Source organism: Halomonas sp. KM007, from assembly GCF_050709225.1.
Lineage (GTDB): Bacteria > Pseudomonadota > Gammaproteobacteria > Pseudomonadales > Halomonadaceae > Vreelandella > Vreelandella hamiltonii.
Window position 1 is genome coordinate 988,020 of sequence record NZ_CP136131.1, and the last position, 20,112, is coordinate 1,008,131.

The window sequence follows — 20,112 nt, forward strand, 5'->3', positions numbered from 1 at the left end:
CCAGTGTCGAGATGAACAGCGCCACCTGGCGCTACTCCCTGCCTTGGTAAGTAGCATCACGGCAACAAGGCATTCTCGATGTCATCCAGAATCGCCTGGGCCGCCAGCGGGCCGTTGGCGCTGCTCCAGAGCTGGCCATTTACCGGCACCACTCGTTCGTTCTGTACCACGTTCAAGCGGTTGAAGGCGGGGCTCTGTTTGGCGCTATCTAACGCGGCTTGGCCGTCATCATTTAGCGTGGCTAAAAACAGCCAGTCGCCGTCTACTTGAGAGAGGTTTTCTAGGCTTAATACGTCGCTGTGCACGCCCCGTTCACCGATCAGCTCGCCGCCTTGAACATCCAGGCCGACGCGCTCTAACAGGCCGGTGGCAATCAGGTTTTCCGACATCACCATAGGGCCACCGGGCATCCAGCGCACTAGGTAGGCGTTGTCGCCTACGTCGGCGTCAGCCACCGCCTCTGCCATCGCGTCGACCCGCTGATCGACGGCGCTGATCGCTTCGTCAATGGCCTCTTCCTGGTTCAAAGCCTGGCCGAATAGGCGCGCTTCGGCTTCCCAGTTATCGGCTGCCAGTGGCTGTGTGGGAGGTACCACGGTGGGGGCGATTTGTGACAAAAGCTGGTACTGCTCCTCCGGCAGTTGGGCCGCGGCCAGAATCAGATCCGGCTGCTGGGCCAACACGGCTTCGATATTGATTTCCCGCACGACGCCCACAATCTCGGGGTGCGCAAGCTCGTGGGCATTCAGGTAGTCAGTAACGTATTGCGCCACGTTATCACCGCCACGGGTGGTGACGGCCCCTATCGGCGTCACGCCCGCCGCCAGCGCGGCATCCAGCGCGCCTTCATACAGCGTGACGACACGCACCGGGTTATCAGTAACCTCCACGTCGCCGTAGGCCGTCTCCAAGGTGCGCGCTTGGGCAGTACCCACCAGCAAACCGCCCATCAACATTCCCAGTAAACCGCGCTGCAGTAACGTGTGTCGCATATGACTCTCCGGTGAAACGCTATGCCTAAATAATCCTCGTCACTGATAATAACGATTCTCAAAAACACTTGCACCTATATTCCAACGAATCTCCCGTTGCATGTCCTGCAACGCTGGGTGGAACGGCACATGGCGCTTCTAACGCCATGGGCAGGTCAGAATCTCTGCCAGCGACCGTTCCACTACTAGCAACGCATTGTTCGATAAAACCATCTCGCAAGTGGGAACTTTTCTTCTTAGAACCTGCCGCTCATTTGATAATCAGTTTCATTAGCAAACAAGACTCATATCAGGGGATCGCCATGCCACGCTTTACTCGCACCGCCCTCGCGAGCGCCATCGCGCTCAGCGTTACTGCCTCGGTGGCTAATGCGCAAGAATCAGCGCAACTGGATAACATTGTTGTCTCTGCCAGTGGGTTTGAGCAGGCAATGGTGGATGCTCCGGCGAGTATCTCGGTTATTTCCAGAGAAGAGCTTCAGCGCGAACGCATTACCAGCGTGGCTGATGCACTGCGTAATGTAGAAGGAGTCGATGTTGGCGGACAAGTGGGCAAAACCGGTGGCAGCAATATCAGCATTCGCGGTATGCCCAGCGACTACACGCTAATCCTGATTGATGGCCGCCGCCAAAATGCGGCTGGAAGCGTCACGCCTAACGGTTTTGGTGAAACCTCGACCAGCTTCTTCCCGCCGGTCTCCAGCATTGAACGTATTGAGGTAATTCGCGGGCCGATGTCCACCCTATACGGTTCAGATGCCATGGGCGGCGTGATCAACATTATTACCCGCCGAGTAGACCGCGAATGGGTTGGCTCGGTCGGCGTCGAGAGTACCTTTAATGAAGATCGTGACTTTGGCGACCGCCGTGAAATTAACCTCTACACCAGCGGCCCGCTGGTAGAGGACACGCTGGGCGTTCAACTGCGCGGGCGTTTTTATGAGCGTGACGCATCAGAGCTTGTCTACACCGACGCTAACGGCAACCCGGTTGAGGTAAGCCAGCGCGGCCCTAGCCCGGTAGAGGGCGATGTGTACAACCTGGGCGGCAAACTAACCTGGACGCCTAACGACAGCCACGACCTTTGGCTGGATGGGGAAGTGAACCGCCAGCGCTACAACAACGACGAGTGCCAACTCGGCACGTTGGACGGCCGTACCCGCAGCTGTGCGCCCAACCCTGGCGCGGCAAACGGCTATGCCGACGAGCTGCGTTTTGAGCGGGAACAGGTGGCTATCGGCCATACTGGGCGTTTCGCCTCTGGCACGCTGGAATCGAGCCTGATGCGTAACACCACGGAAACTACCGGACGCACCATTCCCGGAGAAGAGGGTGTTGCTTATGAGGGCTTCCCCAGCATTATTGGCGGTGCCCCGCGTAAGCTGGAAACCACCAATACGGTACTGGATAGCAAGTTTATTATGCCGCTGGGTAACCACATGACCACTGTTGGCCTACAGTGGTGGGATGCTGAGTTGGATGATGGCTTGGCCAATGAGACTTTCGAGCAAACCACCTGGTCGCTCTTTGCGGAAGACGAGTGGATGCTGCGTGATGATCTCGCGCTGACGCTGGGCGGCCGCTACGACCATCACGATGCGTTTGGCAGCCAGTTCAGCCCCCGTAGCTATTTAGTCTGGAACACCACGCCGAACTGGACGCTAAAAGGCGGCGTGAGCCGTGGCTACAAGACCCCGACCCTGAATGACCTTCACTCGGGTATTAACGGGGTGACCGGCCAGGGCACGATCCTGACGATCGGCAACCCGGACCTTGAGCCGGAAACCAGCACCAGCAGCGAAATCGGCGCGCACTACGATAGCCAAACAGGCTTTACCGCCAGCGCGACGCTGTTCTACAACCAGTTCGACGATAAAATTGCCAGCGGCAACGATATCCTGATTGAAAACGACCCGCTTATCCCGGATGGCATGTATAGCCAGGACGTGAATATCGATGAAGCGGTGACCCAGGGGGTTGAGCTCTCCACCAGCTATCAATTCACCCCCGATTGGCGCTTATCCGCTAATTACACCTACACCGATAGCGAGCAGAAAAGCGGCAATAACCGTGGCGAACCGCTAACTGATACGCCCGAACACGCGCTGAACGCCACGCTGCGTTGGCAGGCGACACCGAAGCTAGATACTTGGTTCTCTGCCGAGTACCGCAGCGAGCGTTATCGCAACCGTGAACGTGTTAGGGGCGCGCCCTCCTTCGCTGACCTGGGGGATTTCAAAGCCTACTCGCTGTTTCACCTAGGCGGCAGCTATGCGTTTACTGACCAATTTAACGTCAGCGCCACCCTCTACAACTTATTTGATAAAGACTTTGTCGACTACCGCGCCTACGGCGATGGCACTAGCTTTGGCAACGTTTACGCCAACAGCGAAGAGGGTCGCCGCTTGTGGCTCTCTGCTCGCTATGAGTTCTAAACAGACGCCCATGTAGTTTCTGCTTACTGTTTCAATGCTCACTTGCTGCCCCGGCTTCGCACCGGGGCTTTTTTATGCTTTTTGTGGATCACCTCAGCAGTAGCTTCCCTCTATGGCGACAATTCATGGTTTTACTATATCCTGAATCCGTGAAGCCGGCGCCGACACTTTCCCTATCACCGCCAGCGAGCACTTTTTGATCATTCGCCCCGTGCAAGTTGGCTTTCGCAAGCCCTTTATTGCCAAAACCCACCGTGCTGATCGGTGCTGACGGCCCGTTTTGTCATGCCTTTCCACCCGCCAGGCACGACATATCTGGCGATCGCGTGTCGCTTGGAACTGCTTGTGGATAGAGTGTCGCCGATTGACGGTCAGCATGGCGTTCCTCGTGGATAACGCACTCGGCTCCGCAGCGTCTTGAGCACCGTCATGCGCCCGATATCCTGCCCGAAGTCGAGGATGATCTGCCGTGCCTTGTGAATCACGAGAGCCGCACGGTGCACCAGCTCTTGTAGCACGGTGCGCAGCCGGCGCCGCTTGGCCGGGTGGCGAACCGGGCTCAGCTCGCCGGTCATGCCCAGCTGTCCCATCAGGCGCAGGATGTTGTAGGCCAACTGGGCGAGATGCAGGATCAGATCGTTGGTGGCGAACTTGCCGGACGGCAAGCGCTCCAGGTCGAGATCGGTCTTGATCTCGCTGTGAAACTGCTCATGGGTGGCATGCGCCTGGTAGCGCTTGATCACCGCCTCCGGCGCCTCGTCCAGGCTGGTCCACCAGCCTTCCAACTCATAGTCCGGTTCGAGCAGCAACTGGCCATCGCGATCGGCGGTGCGCTCTACCAGGCGCATCACGCGTTGGACGACGTATTCGGTCTTGTTGTCGTCGTGGATCGAGACGGTCTGCGACCACAGCGCCTGGCGCTTGCCAGGACGCAGCTCTTCCCAGTAGTCCGCCGCCACCGCCAGCCAGGTATCTCGATCAGCCGTGGCCGAGCCGCGCGGGTTCCATTTGACGACATAGTCGAGCCGGCGCCCCTCGTCGGCAAAGACCTGGCGTTGCTGTTCGAGAAGCGCCAGGTGCGCCTGGCTGTCGAAGCCGCTGTCCTCGCGTAACAGGATCGGTTGCCTGGTCAGGCATTGGGCGCGAGGCAGTACCCGCTCCAGGAAGGCGTTGCTCTCCTTCATGGTGTGCTGCTTGCCAGGCCGCAGTTCCAGACCCAGGCACCACCCTTCGTTGCCCAGATAGGCGGCCATCGGGGTGTAGCCATCGACCTTCTGGTAGGTCCGCGAGACGCCTTCCTTCTTCGAGTTGCTGTTGTCCATGACGAAGGTGTCGATGTCCAGGCAGACGTGCGTCGTCTCGGCGGTGATCGGTGCTTCGATCAGTGACAGCAGGGTCGTGGACCAGGTGGCGGTGCGCGCCTGCAGGTCGTTGGCGGCAAGTTTCTCCAGCCGCTGTCGCAGCGTCGCCGCGCTCGGCACCTTCTGCAGGGTCAGCAGTTGTTGGAAGGGCTTGTCGCGGCGGAAGTTCTCGACAGCGTCATAGTCGCTCATGCCCAGACACAGCAGGCCCAGGTAGCTCTTGATCACGTCACTGGTGCGCATGCCCAGCGTGGTGGGGAAGCGGCTGTCGATGCTGTCGACGCCAGCGATCTCGAAGCATTGCCCGATGATGGACAGCCCGGCGTGGCTGGTGAGGGTGCGGCGACTGGCGCGGAACTTTATGTTGGGCATGGCACTGTCTGGGTGAATGGCGATAATGGCTATATTGCCATGCAGGTCAGTGGGTTAGAAGTGCTTCCGGGGGCCGGTCTCACGGATTCAGGTATATGTCAACGCACTCGCTTGGGTAGTATGAGCAGCGCCTTTTACTCGCCTTCGCATTTACCACCTTTCACTCATGTTAGGAAACAGCCTGTTATGACGGTGCCTTCACTTGCCCGCCCACTCCCCTTTGTACTGCTACTGGCCTTCTCACTCTTCGCCAGCACCGCGCAGGCACAATCGGCCCCACGGGTGGAACTGGCCAGCGTCAACGGGGAGCCGATCTATCAAGAGCTTAACCTGGTCGGCACGGTGAACTCCCTGGAGGATGCGCTGCTCTCCTCATCAGTGGCCGGGCTGGTCGCGGGCATAAAAAGCGCGGCCACCCATCGGTGGCCGCGTCTATTGCCTACTAACAGTATGTTTAGAAAGCAACGTTTTTAGAAAGCGACGTTCAGGCCAAGCCACAACCGGCGGCCGTCATCCACATAGCCGTATTCGTCGTAGGTGATGCGCTCATCAAACAGGTTGTAGATACCGGCATTCACCGTGGTGCTATCGTTGAGCTGATAGCCAATACCCGCATCCACAAAGGTGTAAGACGGTGCGACAATCGAGCTTTGCGACGGCCCGGTGGTGGGCTGGCTCTCCTCGCCCCGGTAGCTCACTTTGGTCCACTGGCTAAGCCGTGCGTTCACATCCCAATCTAACGTGGCCGACACTTGGTGACGGGGCAGCTGGGTCAGTGGCTCGCCGGCGTACTCACCGCTTTTCTGTTCGGAATCGGTGAAGGTGTAGCTGGCGGTCAGCGCCAGCGTATCGCTCAACGGTGCGCTCAGACTGGCCTCGACCCCTTGGGTCACTGCATCGTCGATATTGACCCGGTACGTGGGGTCACTGCCGAACTGGTTCGGGCCTGCATTGCAAATATCGATCGGGCAGGCGATACGGGTGATTTTGTCCTCGAAATCGTTATGGAACAGCGTCAGGCTGCCGTTCAGGCCTGCGTCGTTGCCGTACAGCAGGGCAATCTCTTTATTGAGCGAGGTTTCCGGCTCAAGGTCAGGGTTGCCATAAACATTACCGCCACGGCTGATCTGCCCCCAGTCCGGGGTAATTTCCCGCAGGTTGGGGGAACGGTAGCCGGTGGATACGCCGCCTTTCAGCGTCCATTCCGGCGTCATGTTCCATACGCTGTAAAGGCGCGGGCTCAGATGGCTGCCGTAGTTGTCGTCATCGTCCAAGCGCAACCCGCCGGTCAGTGCCCAGGCGTCTGTCAGCATCCACTCATCTTCCATAAACAGCGCCCACTGGCTGTTTTCAACCGCCGTACGGTCGGAGATTTGGTTGGTGGTGCCATCCTCCAGCGACTCCTCTTCCCAGCTCGCGCCGACGGTGAGCATGTGCATACCCAAGGGAATCACTGCGCTGGTTTTCGCGGTGGTGTTGGTAATCTCGATATCCCGCGATTGGTTTTCGCTGCGCTCACGCTGTACGAAGGTTTCGCTGGTGCCCCACTCGAAGCGGCCGCTATGGGTCAGCGCTACATGGCTATTGGTGTATTCACCGATACTGTCGGTGCAGCCGCCACGGCACCCTTCCGCAGGCGCCGAGCGCCCAACCAGCGAGCGGCGATCCTGCTCGGTGATCCCCGCCTCTGCAGTAAAGTCGTGGTTATCGCTGGCGGCCAGGCTTAGCCGTGCGGTCAGGCTTTGCAAGCTCTTCTCTTCGTAGCCGTTTTCAATATCGTCTTCGTCGCGTTCTGAGGTGCGGCCATACAGCTGCAGGCCTAAACGATCCGCCACCAGCGGCCCGCTTAGGTAGAAGTTGGCTTGGCGGCTGTCGCCGGAGGCGCTGTCTTCCTGCAGCACGGTATCGAGCTGGATATTGCCGTGCCAGGTATCCGCTACCTTGCGGGTAATCACGTTGATCACCCCGCCGATGGCATCGGAGCCGTATAGCGTTGACATCGGCCCGCGCACCACCTCGATACGCTCGATGGCTTGCAGCGGCGGCAGCCAATCCTGTTCGAAGCCTGCGCTGCCGTTGGGGCGTGATTCGCGGGAGTTTTGTGGGCGGCCATCCACCAGAATCAGCGTGTATTGGGAAGGCATACCGCGAATGGAGATGTCATTGCCGTTATCGCCTGCCCCGCCTCCAGTCACTACCACGCCGGGGACATCCCGCAGCGCATCGGTGACGTTTTGATAGTGACCACGCTCCAGCTCTTCACGGGAGATGACGCTGATTGAGGCGGGCGCACTGCTAATTTGCTGCTCAAAGCCAGAAGCGGTGACCACGATATCGTTGAGCTGAGGCGTTTCTTGAGCCGCAACTGCCCCGCAGGCGAGAGATGAGATAGCGCTGGCCAGCAGCGTACGGCGCAAACGTAAAGACATAGCGGGTTCCTTTGAATTGAAAGAGCACTCATACTTAAATATGAATTATTAGCATTTGTATTTTTGTATACTCTTTGCACAAAGAGGCGGGACGGTGCGTTCAACCAACCGGAACACAAATATAAATTATTTTCATTCATCAAAATAAATGGCACACTATTCGCTCCATGACTCAGCTCGGTGGCCGTGCCATGTACGATTTCGATGAACTTGCCGCATTTGCCGATGTGATGTCGACGGGTAGCCTGACCCGCAGCGCCCAGAAGCTGGGGCTGGCCAAGTCCACCCTGAGCCGTCGCATCAGCCAACTGGAAGCCCGCCTGAACCAGCCGCTGCTGCGGCGCCAAGCCAATCGCTTGATCCCGACCGAAGCGGGGCTGCTGTTCCAGAGCTACTGTAACGAGCTGCTGGCCATGGCGGCCCATAGCCAAGAGGCGCTGGCCGAGCTGCGTGAAGAGATCAGCGGCAAGGTCACCCTGGAAGTGCATGGCGCCCTGGCCCGGGGCTGGATGGCGGGAGTCGTGGATGCCTTCCTGACGCGTTACCCCAAAGTGGAGCTGACCCTGCACACCCGCGAAACGCCGCCCAGCAAGATGCACAGCAACAGCGTGCATATCTGGCTAGGCGCCAATCATGAGTGCGGGCTCAATCAGGAGCGGCTGGGGTATCTTTCGCGGGGGCTGTATGCCAACCCAAGCTATCTGAAACAGGCAGGCCGCCCGCAGCACCCCAGCGAACTTGGCGAGCACGCCTGGATCGACCTGCTGGATACGGCTTCCAACGGGTTGCTGCTGCATCATTCAGAGCATCCCGACTACCTGTTCGATGCGCCCCGCTCGCGGCTCCGGGTAGATCTCACGGCGTTGCACATCGATGCCATTGCCTATGGCCAAGGGATCGGCCTGCTGCCCCACTGGGTGGTCGAGAAACGCGAACGCCACCACCCTGGCGATTTGGTCAACTGCCTGCCCGGCTGGGAGCCCGCCCCCTTACCCGTGACGCTGCTGTATGCCTATGGGCATCACTCACGCCGGGTCAACGCGCTGCTGGACTTTCTGCGTGACCAGGTGCCTAACGAGTGGCAAACCCACGCAAACGCCGTTTACGCCCATTAGCAATTCGCCTTGCCAGTTAGCCGCCTAATTACCCACAATAGGCGGCCGATGATCGTCAAGGAACGTTAATGCTCGCTGAACTCTTCGCCGTCATGGCGCCAGTGCTGGCCGGTGCCGGGCTGGGTTTTTTATGGGTACGCTTAGGGCAACCCTACCCCGTCGATTTTATTACGCGTTTGGTATTCAACATTGGTACCCCTGCGTTGGTACTGGCGTCGCTCTCTGGTGCCAACATTGATGCCGGCACCTTTGGGCAGATGATGCTGGCCACCGCGCTGGTCATTATCAGCATGGGGGCAGCCAGCTTTGCCGTGGCCAAACTGCTGCGTCGAGATTGGCGGGTACTGATCGCGCCGATGATGTATCCCAACACGGGTAATATGGGGCTGCCTGTCGTGCTTTACGCTTTCGGCAGCGCAGGTTTTGCTTACGGTATTACGGTGATGGTGACGGTATCGCTGTTTCAGTTCACCTTAGGAGCCGTGCTCAGCAGTAGCGGAAACCCGATTAAAACGCTGATTAAAACCCCCACGGTTTATGCCATCTTAATTTCCATGACCCTGCTGTTGACCGACACGCCGCTCCCGCTATGGATGGCCAACACCGTTGATTTAATGTCTGGGTTCACAGTACCGCTGATGCTCATCACCCTCGGTGTATCGCTCGCTAGTATTCAGGTGGAAAGCTTACGCTCAGGGGTTGGCTTTAGCTTGATCCGTATCCCTCTGGCCGCCGCTGCCGCTTGGTTTATTTCTGGTTGGCTTGGCTTACCGCCGCTGGCGCAGAGCATTTTGGTGGTGCAAATGTGCATGCCCGTGGCGGTATTCAACTATCTGTTTGCCCAGCGCGCCCGGCGCGAACCCGCTTATGTGGCCAGTTTAGTCTTCTGCTCAACGCTCATGGCGCTAATATATTTACCGATACTGTTGGCACTGTTGATGTAGCGCCGGGGAACCCCCGGCCGCTTACGGCAGTCACTGCTAGACTTAGACTCTGATCCAGCGCTAACAGAGGACACTCGATGCCAACTCGATACGCTACGCCGTTGATGACCCCACACCGCTCGCTACGTTTACAGGCTAAACGCTGGGTGGCTCCTTCCCTGGTGGGGCTGATGCTTGCCAGCACTGCCCAGGCAGAGGTGGTTCATGATGCCCTGGAAACCGACCACTTCGCTATTACCATTGAGCGCGTGGCCAATGGCTTTGCGAACCCGTGGGCGGTGGCGTTTCTTCCCGATGGTCGCTACTTGGTGAGCGAGCGCAGCGGTGAGTTAAATCTCGCTGACTCTGACGGGCAAACGCAAGTGCTTGAAGGCATGCCCCAAGTGAGCCAGAACAACCAAGGTGGCCTGCTGGATGTGGCGCTGCACCCTGAGTTTGGCGATGGCGAGCACGATTGGATCTACTTTACTTGGAGCAAGCCTGAGGGCGATAACAGCCGTTCAGCGCTCTCCCGCGTTAAGTGGAAAGGGGATTCGTTAGGCGACGTTGAGCATCTTTTCGAGCAGGATCGCGCCTCCTCTCCCGGCCGACACTACGGCTCCCGTTTGGCATGGCTTAAAGATGGCACGCTGCTGATGAGCATCGGAGACCGCGGCGTAGACCCTTCTCGCGCTCAGGCCAGCGATGACCACGCAGGCTCTACCATTCGGCTCACCGAGACCGGAGAGGCCCCTGGCGATAATCCCTTTGTGGATGACGACGATACACTGGATGAAATTTACACCATGGGCAATCGCAACATTCAGGGCATGACCGTTCTCAGCAATGGTGAACCTTGGGCCACCGAGCATGGCCCGCGAACGGGTGATGAGCTGAATCAGATTGTGCCTGGCAATAACTACGGCTGGCCGGAGGTGAGTTTAGGCAATGACTACAGCACCAACGAACCGATAGGCGTTGAATCTAAGCCTGGCATGGTTGACCCGGTGTATCGCTTTGATGGGCGCTTTGCCCCCTCAGGTCTTGCCGAGGTGACTAGCGATGCCTTTGAGCCCTGGCAAGGAAGCCTGCTGGCGGGTGGTCTGGGCAGCCAAAAGCTGCTGCGCCTTACCCTTGAAGAGGGTCAAGTGGCCGGTGAAGAGCTGATTTTAGAAGGTGAGATCGGCCGTATTCGCGATGTGCGCCAAGGGCCAGATGAAGCGATTTATTTGCTAACCGATGGCGGCCAAGGCAGCCTTTATCGCTTGACGCCCACACAGCGCTAACCTTGTTCGACTCCCGAGACACCACCAGGAAGCACGATGCGATTACGTAACCTCATCATCTTAACGGTCATCGTGCCGCTCTTCGTGATCCTGGTGGTGTTTAGTCTGGTGGCGATCAAATCGCTGGAAGACAACGTACGCTCCAAGCTGCAAACCGAGGTGGAAATCATCACCCGGGCGCTGAGCACGTCGCTGAGTTACGCGGTGGCCCCCGACAGCGCCACCCCCCTGGAGGAGGCCCTGCAGTCGGCCTTCTCGTTTCACCGTATCTATGGTGCCTATGTGTTCGACACCCATGGGCGCGAGGTCTACGGCCTGGGGCTGGGCAAGGACCTGTTCACCCCTGAAGAGATCCGGACAGTCATCGAACGCGACGACCTCTTCAGCAACTATCGCCAGCAGGAGGGCTGGACCTACTACTCGGCACTGATCCCGCTGCGTACCCAGGATGGCAGCGTACAGGGCGTGCTGCAGGTCAACCGCCTGAATACCGGCATCGAAAACTACACCGGGTTCATCAGCATTGTGGCCGTGCTGGTCTTCGTGATCGGTGCGGCGGGCATCGTGTTCAGTATCTGGTGGGGCTTCCGTCGCTACATCGAGCGCCCCCTGAACCGACTGCTGCACGTCATGCTGCTGGTAGAAGATGGCGACCGCAGCCAACGGGCCACGGCTGATGGCCCTACCGAATACCGTCGGCTGGCCTCAGGCCTGAACGGCATGCTGGACGCCATGGCCGAGAAGGACCGCGATATCGAGGATCGTCAGCGCCGCGAGATCGAGCTGGAAAAGCGCCTGCGCAAATCCAAGAAGCTGGCCGAGCTGGGCGTACTGGCAGCGGGTGTCGCCCATGAAATCGGTGCCCCGCTCACCGTCATCAACGGCCAGGCCCAGCGCCTGGCACGCCGGGACACCATCGGCGACGATGAGCGCGCCCGACTGGGCAGAATACGCGGCGAAGTGGAGCGTATCGTCGAAATCGTGCGCCAATTGATGGAATTGGGCCGACAACATAACGTAGAGAAAGGAAATCAGGCGCTCTACCAGCTTATCCTGAGTGCCAGCGAGCTGGTCGAGGAAGAGCTGGAGCCAAGAAATATTCGCCTGGATATTGATCTTCCGTCCCCTCCCCCCCATTTATTAGTTAACGGTCAACAAATTGTGCAGGTGCTGACCAACTTATTACGCAACGCCGCCCAAGCCCCGGACGTTAGCCATATTCGTGTTCGCGCCCAGTCGCACAGCGACGAGCTTACGGTATGGGTCGAAGATAACGGGTCAGGCATACCGACTTCGCATCATCATCAAGTGTTCGACCCCTTTTTCACCACCAAGCCGGTGGGGCAAGGCAGTGGCCTGGGGCTGTCCATGGTACACCGCATTATCAACGACCACGGCGGGACGATTGGCGTTTTTGACAGCACCCTGGGTGGTGCTGGCTTCGAGATCACGCTGCCCCTTTGTGACACCGCATCCGCTTGAGGACAACGCTTGTGACCCATCAGGAACACCTGTTACCGCTTTTGGTGGTGGAAGATGACGCCGCTATACGTGAGTTATTGGAAGAGGAGCTTCACGATGCGGGCTATGAAACCGTAGGCGTCGCCAGCGCCGAAGAAGCCATTGCGCTACTTAGCCATACCCCAGTGGCGATGATGATCACCGATGTACGGCTGCCAGGCATGACCGGCATTCAGCTCTTGCAGCAGCTTCGCCAGAGCGGCAGCGAGCTGGGCATCATCGTGATTACCGCGTTTGGCACCATCGACCAGGCCGTGGAAGCCCTGAAGCTGGGGGCCGACGATTTTCTGACCAAGCCGCTGGATCTGGATGCGATTCGCGAAGCGGTGTTTCGTGTGCTGGAGCGCCAGCGCCTCTCGCTATCCCACGATACCGAGTTGAGCCAATTCCATGGCATCGTGGGCAAAAGCCCGGCGATGCAGTCGCTGTTCCACGATGCCTCACGGCTGGCCAAAAGCGACGCCCCCATTCTCATTCTGGGTGAAAGCGGTACCGGCAAGGAACTGCTGGCGCGGGCCATTCATCAGGAGAGCAGCCGCCACGACGCGCCTTTTGTGCCCGTCAACTGCGCCAGCATTCCCGCCGACCTGATGGAAAGCGAGTTTTTCGGCCATGTCAAAGGCGCCTTCACCGGCGCCAACGAAGCCCGCAAGGGCCTGTTCCAGAGCGCCCAGGGGGGCAGCCTGTTCCTGGATGAAATTGGTGAAATGCCGATCAACCTGCAGGCCAAACTGCTGCGTGCTCTGCAAGAGAAGACCGTTCGCCCGGTGGGCGGGGAGCGCGAGGAACCGGTGGACGTGCGCATCATTGCGGCCACCCACCGCAACCTGGAAAAGGAGATCGAGCAGGAGAACTTCCGTAGCGACCTGTTTTATCGTCTGGAAACGTTCTCGCTGCGTATTCCTCCCCTGCGCGAGCGCGGCACCGATGTGGAACACCTGATCTTTGCGCTGATCGACAAACACGCCGAGTCTCAGCACAAGCAGGTGGAGCATATCGAGCCTGAAGCACTCAACAGCCTGCTCAACTACACTTACCCCGGCAACGTGCGCGAGCTGGAAAACGCCATCATGCGGGCCGTGACCTTGAGTGAGGAGGGCCTGTTGAAGCATCAGGACCTGCCCGAGCGTCTACGCGACCAGGCTCATCAGCAAAACAGTGCCGACCCCACGCCGACCTTGAGTGGCGAAGTATTGCCCGGCACCTCGGCACCGGCCCCTGCGCCGGCCCGCTGGCCCAGTCTGGAAGAGGTGGAGAAACGCTACATCCGCAAAGTGCTGGAAGCCACCGGCGGCAACAAGCGCCGTACGGCGGAAGTTCTGGGCATCGCGCGGCGAACGCTCTACCGTCGCCTGGAAGACAGCGACGAGTGACCCATAACGAAACCGCCCCCATGTCAGGGGGCGGTCTCGTTGAAGCCTCTTAATTATCCACGCCTTCCCCCGGGGTCTCTTCAGGGGTGGTGCCATCATTGGCCATGGGGCCACTGCCCATGGGCTCTTCCGGTTCGGGCTCTCCGTTAGGCGGCGAGCTGTCGCCACACCCCGCCAATACCCCGGTCATCAAGAGCGCACTGAACAACATTGCATATACACGCTGGTGCTTTGGTGACTTCATGTCGTGCTCCTTCCCTTTTGAAAATCTCTTGTGAAAAACGCCCCCCATGGAAAGCGAGATCGTCGAATGCGTTTGGCAGGCCAAACACCTGCTTGTTCGCCTCCTGCCTGTTTAACTTTAGCGGCTACTGGCCAGGATGCAAAAAAACCCCCGCGGGCGCGGGGGTGAAAGGATGACAGGCCGTGTGGAGCAGCCGCAGGGAACAGACAGCTGGGCGACCTGGCATCGTAGGGAGCGGTAAACGTTACTGGGTCGTGGTCATCTCGTCTTCGTCGTCTGCAGGTGCTTCGTCATTGGCGCCGGGCATCGGGTCGGTGCCTTCACCAAAGCCAGGCTCTTCCTGCGGGTCGGTCATATCAGTGGTCTCGCCGGGCATGGGCTCCTGCGTGGATGCCGCATCACCCTCGAGGCCTGGGTCAGCCGCCATGGGATCGTCTGCCATGGGATCTGCTGGAGCAGCGGGCTCTTCGCCCATCATGCTATCGCCTTCGGTAGTGCTGGGCACTTGGCCGGAGGTCGCACCCTGTTCCATGGTCTCAGGCTGCTGAGCCGGGGGCATCTCGTCTTCACCATTTCCACAACCTGCCAGTGCCAGTGTGCTGACCGTGGCGGCGAGCATGCATAGTGTCAGTACGCGTGGACGCTTGCGCGATTGGCTCACTTGTTTATCCATAAAGATTGCCTCCTTATTTCGACTAACGTGTAACGTGCTTGCGTCACTTGCCAAGCTTTTCTAAAAAGGTACATTCACACTTCATGCCAACATTGAAAAAATACATTTATATTTAAAAAAAACAATAGCTTATTAAAAAATCGCAGCCACCGTTCGCTGTCACGACAGGGTCATGGGCGTGGGTTCAAAATGGCACATGTGGCGTAATATGGCCTGGCTGGCGGGCGCGTTGTGACACACCCCGCCCATTTATGTATAATAATTTTTAATAATTTATTAAACATAACCTAACCTTCTACTTATGAACCGTTTTGTGTCGCTGCTTGCAGGGAGCACGTAAATGCCGCAGGTAAGCGCATTGAGTAACGACACAAGGCTGCTCATTCAATCAAAAGGCACCGCTGATGGACGAGACACGCCCTGTCAAAATTCAGGTACGCGGCTTGAGCAAGGTCTTTGGCAAACAGCCCAAAAAAGCCCTCGAGTTACGCGACCAGGGCCTCAAACGCCCTGAGATTCTCGAAAAAACCGGCCAAACCCTCGGCCTTTCCGATATCTCCTTCGACGTCTACGAAGGTGAACTACTGGTCATCATGGGCCTGTCTGGCTCGGGTAAATCCACGCTGATTCGCTGTTTGAATCGCCTGATCGATACGACCGAAGGCGAGATCATCATCGACGGAGAGAACATCCCCACGTTGGGTGAAAAAGCGCTGCTGGAGTGCCGCCGCCGTCATTTCTCGATGGTCTTTCAAAACTTCGCGCTTTTCCCCCATCGCACGGTTCAACAGAATGCCGAGTTCGGCCTGGAAATTCGCGGCGTCGAAAAATCGGAGCGCCAGTCGATTGCTCATAACGCGCTGAAGCAGGTGGGCTTAGAGGGCTGGGAAGACGCCTACCCCAATCAACTATCAGGTGGTATGCAGCAACGCGTTGGGCTTGCTCGCGCCCTGGCGAACGATGCCAGTGTGCTCTTGATGGACGAGGCGTTCTCGGCCCTCGACCCGCTGATCCGTAAGGATATGCAGCAAGAGCTACTGCAGCTGCAAAGCAAAATGCAGAAGACCACTGTCTTCATCACCCACGACCTCGATGAAGCGCTCAATATCGGCGACCGCATCGTGCTGCTGAAAGATGGTGAAGTCGTACAAATTGGCACGCCAGAAGAGATTCTGACCAAGCCTGCCGATGACTACGTCCGCCGCTTTATTGAAGGGGTGGACCGCTCGCGCATTCTGACCGCCGAGAGCGCCATGCGCCCGGTACGCACCACCGCACGCGACAGCGATGGCCCACGTACAGCGCTGCATCGGATGCGCGACCACAGCATTGACTCCATCTACGTCACTGACCGTGACCGTCAGTTGTTAGGCCTGCTGGAAGCGGACGCTGCCAGCCGCGCCATTGAGGCAAAAGCCGAGACCATTACCGAGCATCTGACTCAAGATTTCCGCAAAGTGCCGCCAGACGAGCCGCTGCAAAACCTCTTCGCCATGTTTAGCGAAAAGAGTTACCCGATTGCCGTGGTGGATGAGCAGCAGCGCCTGCTGGGCGTTGTAGTGAAAGGCGCAGTCCTGGATGAACTGGCACGAGCAGGAGAACAGTAATGGAGATAACACGCATTCCTTTAGGTAGCTGGATCGAAAGCGGCCTGACGTGGCTGACAAGTGAATATTCGGTGGTTACCCGCAGCATTTCCCGCGTGACACAGACAGGGATCAACAGCCTCAACGATGGCCTAATGTGGCTGCCCGAGTGGGCGCTACTGGCGATTATTGCACTGCTGTGCTGGAAACTCGCCAGCACTCGCCTGGCCATTGGTGCGGTTGCCGGGCTGGCTTTGATCTGGAACCTAGGGCTTTGGAACCCCATGATCGAGACGCTGACGCTGGTGGTGATTGCCACACTGGTGGCGGTGGTCATCGCGCTGCCCGTAGGCATCGCCGCAGCGCTTTCCGAGCGACTCTACCGGCTGATCATGCCCGTGCTGGACTTCATGCAGACCATGCCCGCGTTCGTGTACCTGATCCCTGCCATCCCGTTTTTCGGCATTGGCTCGGTGTCGGCGATTTTTGCCACGGTCATCTTCTCCATGCCGCCCGCCATTCGCTTTACCACACTGGGCATCCGCCAAGTGCCGACCGAACTCATCGAAGCTGCCGACGCCTACGGTGCCACGCGAGGCCAAAAACTGTTCAAAGTGCAGTTGCCGCTGTCGCTGCCCACGGTGATGGCGGGCATCAACCAAACCATCATGCTGGCACTGTCGATGGTGGTCATTGCCGCCATGATCGGCGCCGATGGTTTGGGTAGCGAAGTCTGGCGAGCCATTCAGCGTTTGCGTCCAGGGGATGGCTTCGAAGCCGGGATTGCCGTGGTCATTCTAGCCATGCTGCTGGATCGTCTGACGCAGTCGCTGCGCAAATCGCGCCGCTCATAGCCGATCTTGGCGCTGCGTTGACCATGGCATTTGATCCCTCCGTGATGATTGACCATGCTGAAAGCGCCAAAAGGTAATTTACGTTAAACCACAACACACTATTTATACTGCAGTGGCGCTCGCCACTGCCCATCAACAGGGAGCAAGTGAATGAAAACTCGTACGTTGAATCACCGCATCCGTCTCGCCTCATTAGCCCTCTTCGCTGGCACAGGTCTCGCTGCCGGTAGCATGGCCCACGCCCAAGATCAAGGCACGGTCAACTTGGCCTATGTCGAGTGGTCCTCTGAAGTCGCTTCCACTAACGTCATTGCTGCGGTTCTCGAGCAGGCAGGGTTCGAGGTGGAACTGACCTCGCTGTCCGCAGCGGCCATGTTCCAAGCCCTCTCCACGGGTGATGCCGATGCCATCGTCGCCGCCTGGCTGCCCACCACTCACGCAGACTACATGGAGCGTGTCGGTGACAATACCGAAGACTTAGGCCCCAATCTGGATGGCACCAAGCTCGGCTTGGTCGTACCTGAGTACACCGACGTGGACTCCATCGCCGATCTGAACGACAACGCCGACAGCTTCAACGGCGAGATCATCGGTATTGACCCCGGTGCCGGCCTGATGGCACTCACCGAAGAGGTCGTGGATACCTATGACCTCGGGCTGAACCTGCGCAGCGGCAGCGGTGCCACCATGACGGCTGCTTTGGCCAGTGCCATCCAAAACGAAGAGGATGTGGTCGTCACTGGCTGGACGCCGCATTGGATGTTTGCTCGGTTCGATCTGAAGTACCTCGAAGACCCAGAAAACGTCTACGGCGGTGCCGAGCAGATCCATACCGTCGTACGTAGCGGTCTGGAAGAAGACATGCCAGAAGCCTACGCCATTCTGGATGCCTTCGAGTGGACGCCCGAGCAGATGGGTGAGGTGATGCTGATGAACCAAGAAGATGGCAGCGACCCCTACGAAAATGCCAAGCAGTGGGTAGAAGAGAACCAAGACGTGGTCGAGCAGTGGCTCAACGGCTAGTCATACTCTGCCCCGAGCGTTAAATGACAGAGGGCTTCGGCCCTCTGTCGTCGTTGTAAATGTGACGTTTTTTCGTGCTAATGTGCCCGCGCGTTGAACAAAGATTAAGCAACGTTTGCTACTGTTACTGATGTAATACACGCCTGCTAACGCATTGGTGATTGGCCAGAAGGTAACTGCTGGCCCATCCAGGTGCGTTTGGCGGTTTCTGTCCGACATGGAGAGGCTCCCGTGGATAATCCTGATTCTAAGCATCCCGCTGATGAGCCGGTATCAGAAGGCATCCCCGCCCCTGATGGTCCGGCTAACCTGATCGATACCGATTATGTGATCGGCCAAGACAACATTACGACGAGTGCAATGGGCTTCAACCTTGACCTACACGGCAAGGTATTCACCATTTCGTCACTCGTGGTACTGCTGTTCGTCATACTCACCTTGGCACTGCAAGATACGATTTCGCCGATCTACGACGCCGTTTTTGGCTTCCTGACCGGCAATCTGGCTTGGTTCTTCATTTTGGCCGCCAATATCTTCGTCCTGCTTTGTCTGGGCCTGATCGTATCGCCGTTGGGCAAGATTCGCATCGGCGGAGCGGACGCCAAGCCTGATTTCACTTATACCGGCTGGTTTTCCATGCTGTTTGCGGCGGGTATGGGCATCGGGCTGATGTTCTTCGGGGTCAACGAACCGCTGACCCATTTTGGCACCTCGCTGGACGGCGGAGACTGGGCACCGTTGGCGGGAGCCGAAGGTGACACGGCTGCCGCCGCTGCGTTGGGCATGGCCGCGACCATTTTCCACTGGGGTCTGCATCCGTGGGCGATTTATGCCGTGGTGGCTCTGTCATTGGCGCTATTCTCGTTCAACAAAGGCTTGCCGCTCTCCATGCGCTCCGTGTTCTACCCGCTGCTGGGTGAGCGCGTATGGGGCTGGCCAGGGCACCTGATCGATATTCTGGCGGTGTTTGCCACGCTGTTCGGTCTGGCGACCTCGCTGGGGCTGGGTGCTACCCAGGCCGCTGCGGGCTTGAGCTACCTGTTCGGCGCACCGGAAAGCGATGTCACCATGATCCTGTTGATCATCGGCATCACCATCATTGCCATCGGCTCCATCATTGCCGGGGTCGACAAAGGCGTACAGCTGCTGTCGAAAATCAACATCGCCATGGCGGCGGCACTGCTGTTCTTCGTCATCGCGGTAGGCCCCACCCTGCTGATTGCCACGGGCTTTTTCGAAAACCTGATCAACTACGTGGTGCATCTACCGGCCCTCTCCAACCCCTTTGGCCGTGAAGATGCCAACTTCAGCCAAGGCTGGACGGCCTTCTACTGGGCCTGGTGGATCTCCTGGTCACCCTACGTCGGCATGTTCATCGCGCGGGTTTCCCGTGGCCGTACCGTTCGTGAATTCCTGATCTCGGTGCTGCTGGTGCCTTCGATCGTCTCGGTGCTGTGGATGACCACGTTCGGTGGCACTGCCATCGACCAGTACGTGAGCCAGGGTATCGAAGCCGTGCGTGACGCCGGTGTGGACCTGCAGCTGTTCATGATGCTGGAGCAGTTGCCGCTGTCGCAGATCACCTCGTTCATTGCGATTCTGCTGGTCATCATCTTCTTCGTGACCTCGTCTGACTCGGGCTCGCTGGTCATCGACTCCATCACGGCCGGTGGCAAGGTGGATGCTCCCAAGCCGCAGCGCGTGTTCTGGGCGATCATCGAAGGGGCCATTGCCATCGCCCTGCTGTTGGGTGGCGGCCTGACGGCCCTGCAAACCATGGCCGTATCGACGGGCTTCCCGTTCACCATCATCCTGCTGGTGGCCTGCTACGCCATCATCAAAGGGCTGATGAGCGAACCCAAAGCCGTTTGACCCCTCCTTGGCCAGCGTTTCTTGCTGGCCTTACGCAAAACGGGCAGCCCATG

16 protein-coding genes are annotated in these 20,112 nt (G+C 58.4%); 11 read left to right on the forward strand and 5 right to left on the reverse strand.

The window, feature by feature from the left end; genetic code table 11:
- Positions 1–56: 56 nt before the first annotated feature.
- Positions 57–992: an ABC transporter substrate-binding protein gene (locus RVM27_RS04595; protein ID WP_498940446.1), complete on the reverse strand. Its 936-nt coding sequence runs from the start codon at positions 990–992 to the stop codon at positions 57–59.
- A gap of 302 nt (positions 993–1,294) precedes the next feature.
- Here RVM27_RS04595 and RVM27_RS04600 point away from each other — a divergent pair, with 302 nt between their 5' ends.
- Complete coding sequence (locus RVM27_RS04600) at positions 1,295–3,427, forward strand: TonB-dependent receptor domain-containing protein (protein WP_498957464.1); 2,133 nt, start codon at positions 1,295–1,297, stop codon at positions 3,425–3,427.
- Positions 3,428–3,798: 371 nt separating this feature from the next.
- Here RVM27_RS04600 and RVM27_RS04605 read toward each other — a convergent pair whose 3' ends face one another.
- Positions 3,799–5,160 carry an IS1380 family transposase gene (locus RVM27_RS04605; protein ID WP_498957465.1) on the reverse strand — a complete coding sequence of 454 codons (1,362 nt, stop codon included), beginning with the start codon at positions 5,158–5,160 and terminating at the stop codon, positions 3,799–3,801.
- Between the two features lie 186 nt (positions 5,161–5,346).
- On the opposite strand from RVM27_RS04605, the gene RVM27_RS04610 reads away from it, so the two are divergent.
- On the forward strand, positions 5,347–5,634 hold the full coding sequence (locus RVM27_RS04610; RefSeq protein WP_284453649.1) for a hypothetical protein: 288 nt from the start codon (positions 5,347–5,349) through the stop codon (positions 5,632–5,634).
- On the opposite strand, the gene RVM27_RS04615 is transcribed toward RVM27_RS04610, so the two are convergent.
- The gene (locus RVM27_RS04615; protein ID WP_284453648.1) at positions 5,631–7,589 is read right to left on the reverse strand and encodes a ligand-gated channel protein; all 1,959 of its coding nucleotides are present in this window, start codon (positions 7,587–7,589) and stop codon (positions 5,631–5,633) included. The genes RVM27_RS04610 and RVM27_RS04615 overlap by 4 nt on opposite strands.
- Before the next feature lie 191 nt (positions 7,590–7,780).
- Between RVM27_RS04615 and RVM27_RS04620 the strand changes: the two genes are divergently transcribed.
- From RVM27_RS04620 to RVM27_RS04640, 5 genes are all read left to right on the forward strand, one after another.
- A complete protein-coding gene (locus RVM27_RS04620) occupies positions 7,781–8,704 on the forward strand; it encodes a LysR family transcriptional regulator (protein WP_498957751.1) in 924 nt (307 codons plus the stop codon).
- Positions 8,705–8,772: 68 nt separating this feature from the next.
- On the forward strand, positions 8,773–9,648 hold the full coding sequence (locus RVM27_RS04625; RefSeq protein WP_284453647.1) for an AEC family transporter: 876 nt from the start codon (positions 8,773–8,775) through the stop codon (positions 9,646–9,648).
- 104 nt (positions 9,649–9,752) lie between these two features.
- Complete coding sequence (locus RVM27_RS04630) at positions 9,753–10,913, forward strand: PQQ-dependent sugar dehydrogenase (protein ID WP_284453652.1); 1,161 nt, start codon at positions 9,753–9,755, stop codon at positions 10,911–10,913.
- Between the two features lie 36 nt (positions 10,914–10,949).
- Complete coding sequence (locus RVM27_RS04635; protein WP_498957466.1) at positions 10,950–12,395, forward strand: sensor histidine kinase; 1,446 nt, start codon at positions 10,950–10,952, stop codon at positions 12,393–12,395.
- Between the two features lie 11 nt (positions 12,396–12,406).
- On the forward strand, positions 12,407–13,807 hold the full coding sequence (locus RVM27_RS04640; RefSeq protein WP_498940438.1) for a sigma-54-dependent transcriptional regulator: 1,401 nt from the start codon (positions 12,407–12,409) through the stop codon (positions 13,805–13,807).
- A gap of 49 nt (positions 13,808–13,856) precedes the next feature.
- Here RVM27_RS04640 and RVM27_RS04645 read toward each other — a convergent pair whose 3' ends face one another.
- Complete coding sequence (locus tag RVM27_RS04645) at positions 13,857–14,051, reverse strand: hypothetical protein (RefSeq protein ID WP_039175655.1); 195 nt, start codon at positions 14,049–14,051, stop codon at positions 13,857–13,859.
- A 244-nt stretch (positions 14,052–14,295) separates the two neighbouring features.
- Entirely contained in the window at positions 14,296–14,724 is a 429-nt protein-coding gene (locus RVM27_RS04650; protein WP_498940435.1) for a hypothetical protein, read from the reverse strand.
- A gap of 404 nt (positions 14,725–15,128) precedes the next feature.
- On the opposite strand from RVM27_RS04650, the gene RVM27_RS04655 reads away from it, so the two are divergent.
- The 4 genes from RVM27_RS04655 to RVM27_RS04670 all read left to right on the forward strand — a co-directional run bounded on the left by RVM27_RS04655 (position 15,129) and on the right by RVM27_RS04670 (position 20,059).
- A complete protein-coding gene (locus RVM27_RS04655; RefSeq protein WP_287805669.1) occupies positions 15,129–16,331 on the forward strand; it encodes a quaternary amine ABC transporter ATP-binding protein in 1,203 nt (400 codons plus the stop codon).
- Positions 16,331–17,164, forward strand: coding sequence for an ABC transporter permease (locus RVM27_RS04660; protein WP_287805667.1), 834 nt, complete (start codon positions 16,331–16,333; stop codon positions 17,162–17,164). Before RVM27_RS04655 ends, RVM27_RS04660 begins: the two co-directional genes overlap by 1 nt.
- 150 nt (positions 17,165–17,314) lie before the next feature.
- Positions 17,315–18,187 (forward strand): glycine betaine ABC transporter substrate-binding protein, encoded by an 873-nt coding sequence (locus RVM27_RS04665; RefSeq protein ID WP_287805666.1) that lies wholly within the window; start codon positions 17,315–17,317, stop codon positions 18,185–18,187.
- Between the two features lie 231 nt (positions 18,188–18,418).
- Positions 18,419–20,059, forward strand: a complete 1,641-nt coding sequence (locus RVM27_RS04670) for a BCCT family transporter (RefSeq protein ID WP_498957467.1) — start codon at positions 18,419–18,421, stop codon at positions 20,057–20,059.
- Positions 20,060–20,112: the final 53 nt, after the last annotated feature.

Coding starts and splice junctions, on each gene's coding strand:
- RVM27_RS04630 (WP_284453652.1), top strand. CDS start 9,753: ATGACCCCACACCGCTCGCTACGTTTACAGGCTAAACGCTGGGTGGCT.
- RVM27_RS04595 (WP_498940446.1), bottom strand. CDS start 992: ATGCGACACACGTTACTGCAGCGCGGTTTACTGGGAATGTTGATGGGC.
- RVM27_RS04600 (WP_498957464.1), top strand. CDS start 1,295: ATGCCACGCTTTACTCGCACCGCCCTCGCGAGCGCCATCGCGCTCAGC.
- RVM27_RS04615 (WP_284453648.1), bottom strand. CDS start 7,589: ATGTCTTTACGTTTGCGCCGTACGCTGCTGGCCAGCGCTATCTCATCT.
- RVM27_RS04625 (WP_284453647.1), top strand. CDS start 8,773: ATGCTCGCTGAACTCTTCGCCGTCATGGCGCCAGTGCTGGCCGGTGCC.
- RVM27_RS04655 (WP_287805669.1), top strand. CDS start 15,129: ATGGACGAGACACGCCCTGTCAAAATTCAGGTACGCGGCTTGAGCAAG.
- RVM27_RS04635 (WP_498957466.1), top strand. CDS start 10,950: ATGCGATTACGTAACCTCATCATCTTAACGGTCATCGTGCCGCTCTTC.
- RVM27_RS04645 (WP_039175655.1), bottom strand. CDS start 14,051: ATGAAGTCACCAAAGCACCAGCGTGTATATGCAATGTTGTTCAGTGCG.
- RVM27_RS04610 (WP_284453649.1), top strand. CDS start 5,347: ATGACGGTGCCTTCACTTGCCCGCCCACTCCCCTTTGTACTGCTACTG.
- RVM27_RS04605 (WP_498957465.1), bottom strand. CDS start 5,160: ATGCCCAACATAAAGTTCCGCGCCAGTCGCCGCACCCTCACCAGCCAC.
- RVM27_RS04620 (WP_498957751.1), top strand. CDS start 7,781: ATGTACGATTTCGATGAACTTGCCGCATTTGCCGATGTGATGTCGACG.
- RVM27_RS04650 (WP_498940435.1), bottom strand. CDS start 14,724: ATGGATAAACAAGTGAGCCAATCGCGCAAGCGTCCACGCGTACTGACA.
- RVM27_RS04665 (WP_287805666.1), top strand. CDS start 17,315: ATGAAAACTCGTACGTTGAATCACCGCATCCGTCTCGCCTCATTAGCC.
- RVM27_RS04660 (WP_287805667.1), top strand. CDS start 16,331: ATGGAGATAACACGCATTCCTTTAGGTAGCTGGATCGAAAGCGGCCTG.